Annotated in this window: 12 protein-coding genes; 5 read left to right on the top strand and 7 right to left on the bottom strand. The window is 54.0% G+C overall.

The genetic code is table 11. The features are described from left to right. Positions 1 to 11: 11 nt before the first annotated feature. Genes trpA through H924_RS12835 form a run of 6 tightly spaced genes read right to left on the bottom strand, consistent with a single transcriptional unit; the run spans position 12 to position 6,821 of the window. The gene (gene trpA, locus H924_RS12860) at positions 12 to 854 is read right to left on the bottom strand and encodes a tryptophan synthase subunit alpha (RefSeq protein ID WP_015652392.1); all 843 of its coding nucleotides are present in this window, start codon (positions 852 to 854) and stop codon (positions 12 to 14) included. Continuing rightward, entirely contained in the window at positions 854 to 2,125 is a 1,272-nt protein-coding gene (trpB, locus tag H924_RS12855; protein WP_015652391.1) for a tryptophan synthase subunit beta, read from the bottom strand. Before trpB ends, trpA begins: the two co-directional genes overlap by 1 nt. A 12-nt stretch (positions 2,126 to 2,137) precedes the next feature. Next, positions 2,138 to 3,562 carry a bifunctional indole-3-glycerol-phosphate synthase TrpC/phosphoribosylanthranilate isomerase TrpF gene (trpCF, locus tag H924_RS12850; protein ID WP_015652390.1) on the bottom strand — a complete coding sequence of 475 codons (1,425 nt, stop codon included), beginning with the start codon at positions 3,560 to 3,562 and terminating at the stop codon, positions 2,138 to 2,140. 2 nt (positions 3,563 to 3,564) lie between these two features. After that, positions 3,565 to 4,605, bottom strand: a complete 1,041-nt coding sequence (gene trpD, locus H924_RS12845) for an anthranilate phosphoribosyltransferase (RefSeq protein ID WP_015652389.1) — start codon at positions 4,603 to 4,605, stop codon at positions 3,565 to 3,567. A gap of 36 nt (positions 4,606 to 4,641) precedes the next feature. Further along, positions 4,642 to 5,268: an anthranilate synthase component II gene (locus tag H924_RS12840; RefSeq protein WP_015652388.1), complete on the bottom strand. Its 627-nt coding sequence runs from the start codon at positions 5,266 to 5,268 to the stop codon at positions 4,642 to 4,644. Beyond that, a complete protein-coding gene (locus H924_RS12835; protein ID WP_015652387.1) occupies positions 5,265 to 6,821 on the bottom strand; it encodes an anthranilate synthase component 1 in 1,557 nt (518 codons plus the stop codon). Before H924_RS12835 ends, H924_RS12840 begins: the two co-directional genes overlap by 4 nt. Before the next feature lie 419 nt (positions 6,822 to 7,240). On the opposite strand from H924_RS12835, the gene H924_RS12830 reads away from it, so the two are divergent. The 4 genes from H924_RS12830 to H924_RS12815 are packed head-to-tail and all read left to right on the top strand — an operon-like array spanning position 7,241 to position 10,337. Beyond that, complete coding sequence (locus H924_RS12830) at positions 7,241 to 8,050, top strand: ABC transporter ATP-binding protein (protein WP_015652386.1); 810 nt, start codon at positions 7,241 to 7,243, stop codon at positions 8,048 to 8,050. Continuing rightward, positions 8,047 to 8,712, top strand: a complete 666-nt coding sequence (locus tag H924_RS12825) for an ABC transporter permease (RefSeq protein WP_015652385.1) — start codon at positions 8,047 to 8,049, stop codon at positions 8,710 to 8,712. The genes H924_RS12830 and H924_RS12825 overlap by 4 nt, the downstream gene beginning before the upstream one ends. Beyond that, positions 8,709 to 9,416, top strand: coding sequence for an ABC transporter permease (locus H924_RS12820; RefSeq protein WP_015652384.1), 708 nt, complete (start codon positions 8,709 to 8,711; stop codon positions 9,414 to 9,416). Before H924_RS12825 ends, H924_RS12820 begins: the two co-directional genes overlap by 4 nt. A gap of 12 nt (positions 9,417 to 9,428) precedes the next feature. Beyond that, positions 9,429 to 10,337, top strand: a complete 909-nt coding sequence (locus H924_RS12815; RefSeq protein WP_015652383.1) for an ABC transporter substrate-binding protein — start codon at positions 9,429 to 9,431, stop codon at positions 10,335 to 10,337. 130 nt (positions 10,338 to 10,467) lie between these two features. On the opposite strand, the gene H924_RS12810 is transcribed toward H924_RS12815, so the two are convergent. Then, positions 10,468 to 10,983: an SdpI family protein gene (locus H924_RS12810; protein WP_015652382.1), complete on the bottom strand. Its 516-nt coding sequence runs from the start codon at positions 10,981 to 10,983 to the stop codon at positions 10,468 to 10,470. 302 nt (positions 10,984 to 11,285) lie between these two features. On the opposite strand from H924_RS12810, the gene H924_RS12805 reads away from it, so the two are divergent. Continuing rightward, entirely contained in the window at positions 11,286 to 12,551 is a 1,266-nt protein-coding gene (locus H924_RS12805) for a dicarboxylate/amino acid:cation symporter (RefSeq protein WP_015652381.1), read from the top strand. The last annotated feature ends 273 nt before the right edge of the window (positions 12,552 to 12,824 follow it).

Genomic DNA, 12,824 nt, shown 5'->3' with positions numbered 1-12,824 from the left:
GCCAAAGAGGTTTAAGCCTTCTTAGTTGCGGCCTTCATTGCAGAAATGAATTCGCTGAGCTCGCGCTTCAGACCCTCCATATCCTTCACCCGGGAAGGGTTAGGATGCTCGCCCTCGCAGTGGGAGGCGATGATCTTGGTGATCGCAGAGCCGGTAATGGCTCCAGAAGCGCCCGCAGCAATCGCGTCGGCAACATGCTGTGGGGAGGAAATGCCGAAGCCCAAAAGAATCGGAGCGCCCTCGAACTTCTTAATATTGTTCACCACGTCTGCAAGACCAGAGGTGGAAGATTCGCGCTCGGTACCGGTCACACCATCGCGGGAGATCGCGTAAATATAGCCCTTGGAAGCAGCGGACACACCCTCAAGAACAGTGGCGCTAGCGTTGGCTGGTGCGATGTAAATGGGATCAATTCCGGCAGCAGCGGCCGCTGCAGAAAATGGTGCGCCTTCACGGACTGGCACATCTGGCAGCAGAATGGAATCGGCACCAGCTGCAGCAAATTCTTCATAGAAGCGCTCGAGGCCACGGGTGAAAGGCACATTGCCGTAAATGAGCATGCCAATTGGAATCTCTGGGTAGGCAGCACGCACGCGCTTAATCTGCTCCAATGCGCTATCCACGGTGGCGCCGCCGTCTAGGGCGCGCAGGTGGGATTCGGCAACGGTAGGGCCGTCGGCTACGGGATCAGAAAAAGGCACACCCAATTCCAAAGCATCCGCACCGGCTTCGATGATGGCGGAGATGATCTCAAAGCAAGCCTCAGGGTCAGGATCTCCAAGCATCACGAAGGGAACAAAAGCGCCCTCCCCTGCTTCGTCCAGGCGGGTGAAAAGGTCGGTATAACGGCTCATTAGTTTTCCGCGCTTTCTGCTTCATCGCGAGCAAGGACTAGTTCTGGGTGCTCTTCCAAAGTGTGGCGGACGTGGTCAACATCCTTATCGCCACGGCCGGAAAGAGAAACCAAAATGGTGATCTGCTTGCCTTCTTCTTCAGCGGTCTTAGCGCGCTTCAGTGCGTAGGCAAATGCATGGGAGGACTCGAGAGCCGGAATGATGCCCTCATAACGAGCCAAGTACTGGAATGCCTGCAGTGCCTCGGCGTCGGTGATGCCCACATAGGTTGCGCGTCCAATGGAGTGCAAATATGCGTGCTGGGGGCCCACACCTGGGTAATCCAAACCAGCGGAAATGGAATAGGATTCCTCAACCTGGCCATCGGAGTTACGCATGAGATAAGAACGGGTACCGTGCAAAATGCCAATCTGGCCGTTGGTGATGGTCGCACCATGCTTACCAGAATCCAAGCCTTCACCGGCAGGCTCAGCACCAACCAGCTCAACGCCTTCTTCATCAATGAAGTCCGCAAACATGCCAATGGCGTTGGAACCGCCACCCACACAAGCAACCACAACATCAGGAAGCTTGCCGGTGCGCTCCAGCATCTGCGCCTTGGCCTCTTCGGAGATCACCTTGTGGAATTCACGCACAATCGTGGGGAATGGGTGTGGGCCAGCAGCAGTGCCAAGCAAGTAGTGGGACTCGTGGAAGGTTGCGGTCCAATCGCGCAGTGCCTCATTCACGGCATCCTTGAGGGTGCCGGATCCGGACTCTACTGGAACCACCTTTGCGCCGTGCAGCTGCATACGATAAACATTTGGCTGCTGGCGGGCGACGTCCTTAGCGCCCATATAAATGACACATTCCAGACCCATCAGGGCGCAGGCTAGTGCAGTTGCAGTGCCGTGCTGGCCAGCGCCGGTCTCTGCAATGATGCGAGTCTTGCCCATGCGCTTAGCCAGCAATACCTGACCAATAACCTGGTTGGTCTTGTGCGCACCACCGTGCACCAGATCCTCGCGCTTGAGGAAGATCCGTGCATAACCCTTGCCAGCGCCTGCCAATGGCAGGTTGGAGCACTCGGTCAGCGGGGTGGGACGTCCCAAGTAGTCACGCAAATAGCCAGCCAATTCCGCACGGAATTCAGGATCATTGGTGGCGTCAACAAAGGCCTTTTCCAATTGGTCCAGCGCAGGCAGCAGGGATTCAGCAACAAATTGTCCGCCGAATTCACCAAAGTAGGCAGGCAATAAGGTGCTGCCACCGAGCTTCTTTTCTTCAGTCATGTTTTTTAACCTTTAATAGTGGAAGTTCGAAATTGTCTTAAAAATCTCTAGCACAGCGCCTGCGTCCTTGGCGCCAGCCCACTGCCCTGCCTCAGCTGGGTATTCCACGCCGGAATTAATATCCAAACCGGCACAGCCCACAGCCAAAGCCTCAGTGGCATTCGCTGGGGAAATTCCGCCAGCCAACAAGGCCTTCGCCTTCACCTCAGCAGGGATAGTGGACCAGTCGAAAGTCTGGCCACTGCCGCCATCATTGGCGTCCAAAACCAGCTTATCGACGTCTCCCGCCACCGCCAGGGCAATCTCGGCGCCGAGCTCGCTAGACATCGAAATAGCACGCCAGACCTCAACGTCTGCGCCGACCTCGGCGCGGACGGCCTTGATAAGCTCCTTCTCGGCAGCCACGCTGCCCTGCAGTGGGGCGTGGATTTGTACGGCGAAGATGCCGTCGCTAAGCAATTCCTGATAACCAGAAGTACGGCGGCTCACCGCAACGTAGCGCAGGCTAGGCTCGGCGGCGATGATTTTTTGCGATGTTTCACGTGAAACATTGCGAGAAGATGCCTCTTCAAAAATGAGGCCACCATATACCGCACCAGCAGCGCGAGCCACCTGAGCTGCTGTTTCAGAGGTGAGGCCACAAACCTTGTTGGGGCCATAGACCAGTTCGCGGGCAGCGAGATCCACGTTTTCCTGGCTGGTCAGCTGGGAACCCACCAGGAAGCCATTGGAGTGGCCGCCCAATTGGCGCACGGTTTCGGTATTACGCACGCCAGACTCTGAAACCAGCACGGCATCAGCAGGAATCAGCTTGGCAAGACGAGCAGAACGATCCAGGTCAATGGAAAGGTCATGCAGGTTGCGGTGATTAACACCAAAAATCTTGGCACCCAGCTTGATGGCGCGCTCAACCTCTTCCTCATCAATTACCTCGGTGAGCACATCCAAGCCAAAACGCTCAGCCTCGGCAGCAAGCGCTGCATACTCTGCATCGTCTAAAACAGAAAGCATAAGCAAGATGGCATCGGCGCCGAAGTAACGCGCGGCATGCACCTGAACGGGATCAATAATGAAGTCTTTACAGAGCACCGGCAAGTGGGTGGTTGCAGCGACTGTAGCCAAGTGGTTGTAATCGCCACCAAAACGTACCGGCTCGCACAGCACCGAGATGCCAGCGGCATAACGGGAGTACACGCGGGCAATCTCACCCGGCTGGTAGTGCTCACGGATCATGCCCAAAGAAGGCGAGGCGGATTTACACTCCATAATAAAGCGCGCTCCTCCCCTACCCTGATTCAAAGAATCAAAAAGGGAACGAGTGGACTTAGGCAGGCTGTCTACATCCACATGTGCAATGCGAGCGCGGATCTCTTCGAGGTGGCCGCGACGACCCTCCACAATGCCCTCAAGAACAGTGGGCAAATTATTGCTGGTCATTCTTAGTTCTGCTCCTCATCTGAGTAATCGATCTCCTCATGCTTTGCCAACCACTGCTCGGTGGTGCCATCAGCCAACAAACCCAAAGCCTTCTGTGCACCCTCCTTCAAAGTGGCAACATCACCATTGAGGTAGAACATGGCACCAGCAGAAGCAGCCAAGGCGTCGCGGTGTGCATCAGGGCCGGTGCCAGCAAAAGTAGCGCGCATCGCAGCAGCGTTCTCTGCACCGACGCCACCAACAAGATCCGCCAGTTCATAACGGCCCAAGCCCAGATCCTCTGGCTCGATGCTGTAATGCTCGATCTCGCCGTTTTCCTTCAGCTCCCATACCAAGGTGGTGCCATGAACTGCGATCTCATCGGTGCCGGCGCCGTGGACGACCAATGCACGCTTGCGGCCAAGTTCCTTGAAAACCTCAGCAATAAGCTGGCCGGACTCCGGACGGGCCACACCCATGATCTGCATCTCCGGGCGCGCCGGGGAAAGCAAAGGCCCAAGGGTATTAAAGATGGTTGGGAACTTCAGAGCCTGGCGCACTGGCTGCACATGGGCAATCGCAGGATTGTAGGCAGGGGCAAAAAGGAAGGTGAAGTTAGAAGCCTCAAACCACTTCACAGCACGGTCAACATCAAGCCCCAAAGGAATGTTAAGCGCTTCCAAAACATCGGCAGAGCCGGACTTGGAGCTCACGGAACGGTTACCGCACTTGACCATCTTCACGCCGCCAGAAGCTGCGATCAAAGAAGCACCGGTGGTGACGTTGATGGTGTTTGCACCATCTCCACCGGTACCAGCGGAATCCATAATGCCCTTACCTGTGATGGGGAAAGGACGGCCAGCTGCAATAAAAGCCTTTGCTGCACCAGCGATGTCAGCGAAGGTTTCGCCACGGGTGCGGATGGTCGCCAGCAAAGCAGCAATGTGGACGTCATCATATTCACCCACGGTGAGCGGGGTGAAAACCTCGATGGCTTCTTCCAAGGTGGGGTTGTGATTATCTAGGTAAGCATTCAGGGTCTTGAGCGTTGCTGCAGATGTCATGGTGTCAAAATCTCCTTCAAAAAAATCGATAAAAAATTAGTTGTTAAGCAGGGCTTCCACACAACGGCTCAAAATGATTGGGCCGGAGGGGCTAAGCACTGATTCAGGGTGGAATTGCAGGCCAATGGCCTTGCCATCGGTGGTGGCTGCCGCCATGATGACCTCGCCGATTTCCGCGTGGCAGGTGCCCAAGGAAATAATTCCGGCTGGTTCCTTAACACATCCCAAAGAGTGATAACGCCCAATTGGCACCTTGCGGCCCGGGATCTCGGGGTGATCCGGCTCCACATCGGTGGCAAGACCTGCAAAAACAGGATGAGCCACACCAGCATCGGTGAGGATCATGTCATCGGTGGTGCCGTGTACTGGCCCACAAGGTTCCACGGTGCCACCATGATGCTCAATGAGAGCTTGGTAGCCCAGGCAAATGCCCAAAAGTGGAATCTTGCCCAGGGTTTGCTCGATTAGCGCCATCATATTGCCGGCGGTTGCTGGATAACCTGGGCCTGGGGACAGGCAAATCAGATCTGGCTGAGCTGCCAAAACAGTTTCAATTGGCACGGTATTGCGGAATACGGTGCAGCGATAACCGGCCACCGCGAAGGCATCAACCAGGTTATAAACAAAGGAATCGTGATTGTCGATGAGAACTACGTGAGTCATCGGATGACCTCCAAGGTGGATCCAGCAGCAAGTGCAATGGCATTCAGTACGGCATAGGCCTTGTGCAATGTTTCATCGGCTTCGGATTGTGGGTTGGAATCGCGCACCACACCAGCGCCGGCTTGCACCGCAGCCACGCCATCTTGCACAAAAGCAGAGCGGATAACAATGCAATTATCCATGTCGCCATTGCCACGCAGGTACCCCACTGCCCCACCATAAGAACCACGACGACGCTTTTCGACGCCGCGCAGCAGCTCCATAGCACGCAGCTTTGGAGCGCCGGTTAAGGTTCCCATGTTCATGCAGGCGCGGTAGGCATCCAGTGCGTCCAGTTCAGGATCTAGTTCTGCGGTCACGCGGGAAACCAAGTGCATAACGCGGGAGTAGCGATCCACTTGGAGTAGATCGGCAACCCGGCGCGTAGCTGGGACGGAAACGCGGGCGAGATCGTTGCGGGCAAGGTCAACCAGCATGGTGTGCTCGGCAATTTCCTTGGCGTCGGTGCGCATATCTAGTTCATTGCGGATATCAAGCTCATCGTTAATGGTGCCATCAGGGTTAAGACCACGAGGACGAGTACCGGCAATGGGATAAAGCTGCAGTTGACGATCAGCTGCCGTGAATTTCAGATTGGATTCGGGGGAGGCACCAAAAAGTTCATAGGAGCGACCCTCATTAAGTCCCCGGATATAGAACATATAAGGGGAAGGGTTGGTGGCGCGGAGCTGCAAATAAGCAGCAAAAGCGTCTGGACATGGAGCGCTAAAGGTACGAGCTGGTACTACCTGGTAAATATCGCCGTTGTAGATATTTTCCTTGAGATCAACGATCTGCTTGCGGAATTCTGCATCTGGAATATCGGCGTGCACCCGAAGGGTGTCGCCCTCGTGCAGGGTGACCTGATAGGCGTGCTCGCTCCCGGGGAGGGCATCGTCGATAAGCGTGGCAAGCTGGTTGAGCTCGGCCTCTAGTGCGGCTGGATCGCTGGATACGCCTGTGAGCTGCGCTTTTTGCTCTTGGTGGTTAATGTCCAGCACGATTTCGGCGAGCAGGAATTGATAATCGGGGTAGGTGTTGATGCTCTCTTCGACGGCGGGCAGCGCCTCGAAGGTTTCTAAGTAATCAAAGGCAAAACCGCCCATGAGCAGGGGCATTCCGGATTCTTCAAAGCCGGATTCAAATTGCAGCTTGCGCAAAACCTCGATGGTGCTGACTGCGGTGAGGCGCTCGCGCTCGTCGACAGCCTCGGAGACCGGGAAAGTAAAGGAGTTGTCGCCGTTGCTATAGGTGGCGAGCTGCTCGTTAAGGCGTGCAATAACTTGCTCACCGGAAGGGGTGAGGGCCTCGGTACGCACGGTTTGGCCCGAGCAGGTGATGCGTACGGAGCTTTTCAGGACTGCTAAAGAGGAAATGCCATTTTTGGTGGTGATATCGGCGCTTTCCAAGAGTGCGGAATCATCAGCTGTGGTGCCGCCGAGGTGAGCGAACAAGCTGGAAGCATCCTCGTGGTAGCGCACGTGACGGCTAATAACCTGCGGGCTAGCGCTCATGAGAGCACCGCCGGTGCGGTGGGGGAAAACATGTGGGGGAACATGTGGGGAAAGCCTTTCGCTGGGATATCAAATTACAACTCTAAAAATTTAGCTTGAGCTTCATTCGAACCCGGGGCTTGCCGGTTGTGGTCTTTAAACCACAAAAGGCCCGCTTCTTCGCCGAACGAAGTACGAGCCGTGAAAAATCAACGTGAGGTATCAGGCTCGCTTAAACAGCGCGCCACCACCACTGGGTGCCTTGGCATGGGGTGCCATTGAATAGACAAATGTTGTTCACAAAAAGGCACTTTATCACGTGGTGGGAATTTTGTCTCACTTTCATGCGTATGTATAAGTGCGGTGGCCCCTCGAAAATCCCGGTACCGTATAGATAACCGGCATGCATTCATGCCAGACAAGGAGCCCGAGGTGAACGCATGATCGAATTTGATAATGTTTCCAAATCTTATGCATCGGGCCGGAAAGCGGTGGATGGGGTTTCCTTCAAAGTAGAGTCCCACACCATCACTGCCCTGGTGGGATCTTCCGGTTCAGGTAAATCTACGCTGCTCAGCATGGTTAATCGGATGATTGATCCGACCTCGGGCAAAGTTTTGGTAGACGGCACCGATGTGGCCACCGTGGATCCGGTGCAGCTGCGTCGCTCCATCGGATATGTATTGCAGGCTGGCGGGCTGATGCCTCACCGCACGGTGCTGGACAATATTGCCACCGTTCCAGTGCTTAAAGGTGAATCTAAATCTCGCGCCCGGGCACGCGCCCTCAAGCTGCTCGAGGTAGTGGGGCTTGATGTCGCACTGGCACAGCGTTATCCCGCGCAGCTTTCCGGTGGTCAGCAGCAAAGAGTGGGTGTGGCCCGCGCACTGGCTGCGGACCCCGAAATCCTGCTCATGGATGAGCCCTTTGGCGCCGTGGACCCTATCGTCCGCGTTCAGCTCCAGCAAGAGCTCATCCGCCTCCAAAAAGACCTGGGCAAGACCGTGCTCCTGGTCACCCATGACATCGATGAGGCTTTTACGCTTGCCGACGAAGTGGTGGTGCTGAGCCCACTCGGGCAAATCGCACAAAAAGGCACGCCACAGGAGCTTCTCTCCTCCCCTGCCAATGACTTCGTTTCCGAATTTATTGGCCTTGGATCAGGGGCACGCTCTTTGCAGGTGCGTCAAGAAAATGGCGTGAGCATCGTGGTGGACGCTAGTGGCCGGCCGTTGGGAGTGCTTAAATGACGTGGCTTTCCAACAACGTTGAGCTGATTTTGCAGCTCATGGGGGTGCATCTGATGTACGCGATCCCCGCAATTGTGCTGAGTCTGGTTATTTCCATCCCCATTGGTTGGGCAGCTCACCGGTGGAAAATTAGCCGTGCAGCACTTCTCACCCTTATTGGTTTGCTCTACACAATCCCTTCCCTACCGATGTTTATCCTGGTACCGGCCTTAGTAGGTACCGACATTCGCTCCGGGGCAACCATGGTTATTGTGCTTACCCTCTATGGCATTGCCTTGATGGTGCGTTCGGTAACTGATGGTTTTGGATCCGTGCCAGCTGCTGCTTTAAAGGCTGCCGAGGGAATTGGCTATAACTCACGTCAAAAATTCTGGGCGGTACAGCTTCCTTTGGCAGCTCCTGTCATTTTGGCGGGTTTAAGAGTTGTCACTGTAAGCACCGTCAGTTTGGTGACTGTTGGAGCTGTAGTTGGCATCCAAAGCCTTGGATTTTTATTCACCGATGGATTCCAACGTGGCATCATCGCAGAGGTGGTGTGTGGGTTATTGCTCACCGTCGTAGTGGCGTTGCTGCTTGACGCTGCGTGCGTATGGGGTGGCAAGTTGCTTTTGCCATGGACCCGGAATGCCGCAGGCTCCGCTCCTGCGGAGGCGGCACGATGAACCTTTTTGCCCTAAGTATGCAATGGCTCAGTGACCCCCAAAATTGGAGTGGCTCTGGATCAATTCCGCAGCGTTTGGCCGAGCATATTGGAATCTCTTTGGTGGTACTCCTTATCGCCATGGTGGTGGCTTTTCCACTTGGCGTGTGGATTGGGCATAAAAGCCCGCGCGCCGGGCGTGGAAAGGAATTCGCTGGTGCATGCGTTACCGCTTTAGCTGGTGCCGGGCGCGCTATCCCAACTCTGGGTCTACTGACCCTTTTAGGACTGTGGCTTGGCATTGGTTTGCTTGCTCCAATGATTGCCTTGGTGGTTCTTGTAATTCCCCCACTGCTGGCTGGTTTTTATTCCGGAATTGCCAGCGTGGACCCCGCTACTGTTAAAGCTTCTCGGGCTATTGGCATGACTGAAAAACAAATTATTCAGCGTGTGGAGTTGCCTTTGGCACGACCAATTATTCTCGGTGGTGTTCGCTCAGCCCTCGTGCAAGTGATCGCCACAGCTACACTAGCTGCATATACCGCTGATGCAGGTTTGGGCAGGTACATCTTTTCCGGACTGAAATCGCGGGATTATGGAGAAATGCTCGGCGGTGCGATTTTAGTTATCGCTCTCGCTTTATTGATCGAAGTAGTATTTTCTTTAGTTGGTTGGTTTCGTCGCAATTTTGCGTCGCACGCAGCCACCTCATCAAATAAGCCGTGAAAGGCATAATTCATGAAAATCACTCGTTCTCGACTCCTCGCCCCTTTGGCAGTAGTTGTTTCCGCAACTTTGCTGACTGCCTGTGGCAGCAGCGATTCCGTAGATAGCAGTGCATCCAGCGAGTCCGAGGCAATTGTCATCGGCTCCCAGGATTATTACTCAAATGAAATCATCGCAGAAATTTACGCTCAGGCACTAGAAGCCGGTGGACATGAAGTCCAAAGGGACTTCCGCATTGGCCAGCGTGAAGTTTATGTTAGCGAAATTGAAAACGGCTCCATCGACCTCTTCCCTGAGTACTCCGGTCCCCTACTCCAGTACTGGGAGCCAAACACTGAGGCTCGTCTAAGCGAAGACGTTTATACCGCACTTGAGGCAGCAGCTCCTGAAAACCTCAAGATTCTTGAGCAGAGCGAAGCTACTGACCAGGATGCTTACGTAGTCACCCGTGCTTTCGCTGAGCAATACGGCCTGAAGACCATTGAGGATCTAGCCAAGGTTGATGTTCCCCTGACCTTGGGCGGTAACTCTGAGGGCGAAAACCGCCCTAACGGCCCAAAGGGCTTGGCTTCTGCCTATGGCATCAACGTTGGATTCACCCCAATTGAAGACAGTGGCGGACCTTTGACCGTTAAGGCGCTGACCGATAACCAGATTCAGCTGGCTATCATTTACACCGCTGATCCCACCATCTCCGACAATGATCTTGTGGTACTAGAAGATACCAAGGGTCTGTTCTTGGCTTCCCACGTTGTTCCAGTAGCAAGTGCTGATCTGGATCCAGCAGCACAGGAGATCATCAACAAGGTCAGCACTGAGATGAGCCCTGAAGAGCTCATTGCGCTTAACGCACAAAGTGTCAATGACCAGGCTAATGCTGCAGATATTGCAGCTGGTTGGTTGGAAGAGAACCCAGTTTAAAAGCAAAAAAGCTGCTTTTCGACGAAAAACCGAGCTTTGGCTCATGACTCTTAGTTGAAATTTATTCATAGCTAGGAGATAAAAAATTCCCCTCGTTCTAAACGAGGGGAATTTCACCATTTAAGAAGGTTTATTGTTGATCGCTATTTTCGATGGCGCGGCGCAAAGCTGCAAAATCAACGCTAGGCTTTGGAGCTTCTTCCTCAGCTGCTGGAGCAATCGAATCGGCATCTTGGCCAGCTTCCGGATCCACAGGCTTAGGGTGGGCATCTCGGGTGGCTTGGATTTCCTCACGGTGGCGCTTGTTATCAACCATCGCCACCGTATGAGCAGCCATACCAGCGCCCATGCCTAGGAATACCAGGCCGGCGATAATGCCCATGCCCACTACCAGCCACATCCAGCCAGACGCAGTGAAAGCGACCAGCGCAGCAATAGCCCAAGCCAGGCCAGAAAGAGCCCACAGGGGGCCCGCTACGCGGTGCGCCATATCCCACAATTCCTTGGATTTACGGACCTCGGGGACACGAATTCCAAAAATGGGGTTGCCCGGTAACTTAGCTGTCCATCCGAGTACGCCTACGACTAAGAGAACAACTGCGAGGATGCCGCACAGGGTTCCTAAGATAATGCCAATCACCGTCATGCCAACAACTCTAATGCGCTAAACATTTCCGCTGATAATCATTAAGTAACCCCGCGTTGGGGGAAGCTGGGGAAATAATTTCTATAGGTCGACAGGGTTTACCCCCGTATTAAATAGGTCAAGCCCGCAACGTGCAGTAATCTGACTCACGACGCAGTTGGTTAGTTGGTATACCACAAACCTTCACCGCGCATCAGAATCTGGTGTTTGGGTGGGGAGGTAAAACTCTGGACCACTTCGCACCCAATTTAACTCTTCTTGTGCCCCTTTCTTAGAGGCCCCGATAACACGTAGGAACGACCATGGACATCAAGAGCTTGAGCTCGTCGCTGCTGTTCCGGGTGGTCATCGCGATCATTCTCGGAATTATCTGCAGTCTCTTCTTCCCGGAGTGGCTTGCCCGGATCTTCACCACCTTCAACGGCCTTTTTAGCAACTTCCTTGGATTCTTCATCCCAGTCCTGATCTTCTCCCTCATTGCACCAGCTATTGCAGGCCTCGGTCGAGGTGCCGGCAAGTGGTTGGGCATCGTGGCTGGCATTGCTTATGCATCCACGATCTTTTCAGGTCTGATTGCTTATGGTGCTTCCCAGGCTATCTTCCCATGGTTGCTGGCTAACCACGCCGATGTGGGAGCTGTTGATCTTGATGCAGATACCCTCCAGCCTTATTTCACCATTGAGGTGTCACCTCCTTTTGAAGTGATGACGGCTCTGCTCTTGGCTTTCTGCTTGGGCTTGGGTATGGCTGTGGTGAAGTCTGACAACCTCTACAAGGTTACTCACGAGCTTGAGCGTGTGGTCATGAAGACCATCACCGCCTTTGTTATTCCACTGCTGCCAATCTTCATCTTCGGCATCTTCTTGGGTATGGGTATGAACGGTGGTCTCATTGAGATTATCTCTGCCTTCGGTAAGGTCCTTGTTGTCGCAGTTATCGGTACCTTTGTATTCCTGGCAATCCAGTTCATCATTGCTGGTGCAATCGCCAAGAAGAATCCGTGGAAGCTCTTTAAGAACATGCTTCCTGCCTACTTCACTGCCCTGGGAACCTCTTCCTCGGCTGCCACCATTCCAGTGACCTACCAGCAGACCTTGAAGAATGACGTTGATATTAACGTCGCAGGTTTTGTTGTTCCGCTCTGTGCGACCATTCACTTGGCTGGCTCCATGATGAAAATTACGCTCTTCGCTTTTGCCGTAGTTTTCCTTTATGACATGGAAGTCTCCCCTGCCCTAGCTATCGGCTTCTTGCTTATGTTGGGCATCAGCATGGTGGCAGCCCCTGGCGTTCCAGGTGGCGCAATTATGGCAGCTACCGGCTTGCTTGCATCCATGCTTGGCTTTGATGAGAACCAAGTTGCACTGATGATCGCTGCCTATATCGCAATCGACTCCTTCGGTACTGCCGCTAACGTCACCGGTGACGGCGCGATTGCAGTCATCGTGAACAAGTTTGCAAAGGGTCAGCTGCACGGAACTTCCCCCGATGAAATTGAGGAAGAAGATCGTGTTGCTTTTGACGTCACCCCTGGCGACGTAGAGCATCACCACTCCCCTAAGGTTTAAAAACCACACAGCAAAAATTAAGAGCCCAGCAGTCACCTCTCGCAGGTGCCGCTGGGTTTTTGCGTGCCTACTTAAACGCTCTTAATGAAAATGATTATTAATTAATCTTTATCCATATGGCAGGGCAGCTCCGTTCCTCAGGTATTCATCCCTCGTTTGCTAAAGCTGTGGGAGCAAGGTCAATTCCCATTCGACAAGCTGGTTAAGTTCTACGTTTTCGAGGACATCAACCGGGGCTTCGAAGACTCCGCTAACGGCTCTGTCATTAAGCCA

Source organism: Corynebacterium callunae DSM 20147, from assembly GCF_000344785.1.
Taxonomy (GTDB): Bacteria; Actinomycetota; Actinomycetes; order Mycobacteriales; family Mycobacteriaceae; genus Corynebacterium; species Corynebacterium callunae.
This window is presented reverse-complemented; position numbering and strand designations above follow the sequence as displayed.

Excerpts from the sequence above, each read along its gene's own strand:
- trpA (WP_015652392.1), bottom strand. The coding sequence starts at position 854 with ATGAGCCGTTATACCGACCTTTTCACCCGCCTGGACGAAGCAGGGGAG.
- trpB (WP_015652391.1), bottom strand. The coding sequence starts at position 2,125 with ATGACTGAAGAAAAGAAGCTCGGTGGCAGCACCTTATTGCCTGCCTAC.
- trpCF (WP_015652390.1), bottom strand. The coding sequence starts at position 3,562 with ATGACCAGCAATAATTTGCCCACTGTTCTTGAGGGCATTGTGGAGGGT.
- trpD (WP_015652389.1), bottom strand. The coding sequence starts at position 4,605 with ATGACATCTGCAGCAACGCTCAAGACCCTGAATGCTTACCTAGATAAT.
- H924_RS12840 (WP_015652388.1), bottom strand. The coding sequence starts at position 5,268 with ATGACTCACGTAGTTCTCATCGACAATCACGATTCCTTTGTTTATAAC.
- H924_RS12835 (WP_015652387.1), bottom strand. The coding sequence starts at position 6,821 with ATGAGCGCTAGCCCGCAGGTTATTAGCCGTCACGTGCGCTACCACGAG.
- H924_RS12830 (WP_015652386.1), top strand. The coding sequence starts at position 7,241 with ATGATCGAATTTGATAATGTTTCCAAATCTTATGCATCGGGCCGGAAA.
- H924_RS12825 (WP_015652385.1), top strand. The coding sequence starts at position 8,047 with ATGACGTGGCTTTCCAACAACGTTGAGCTGATTTTGCAGCTCATGGGG.
- H924_RS12820 (WP_015652384.1), top strand. The coding sequence starts at position 8,709 with ATGAACCTTTTTGCCCTAAGTATGCAATGGCTCAGTGACCCCCAAAAT.
- H924_RS12815 (WP_015652383.1), top strand. The coding sequence starts at position 9,429 with ATGAAAATCACTCGTTCTCGACTCCTCGCCCCTTTGGCAGTAGTTGTT.
- H924_RS12810 (WP_015652382.1), bottom strand. The coding sequence starts at position 10,983 with ATGACGGTGATTGGCATTATCTTAGGAACCCTGTGCGGCATCCTCGCA.
- H924_RS12805 (WP_015652381.1), top strand. The coding sequence starts at position 11,286 with ATGGACATCAAGAGCTTGAGCTCGTCGCTGCTGTTCCGGGTGGTCATC.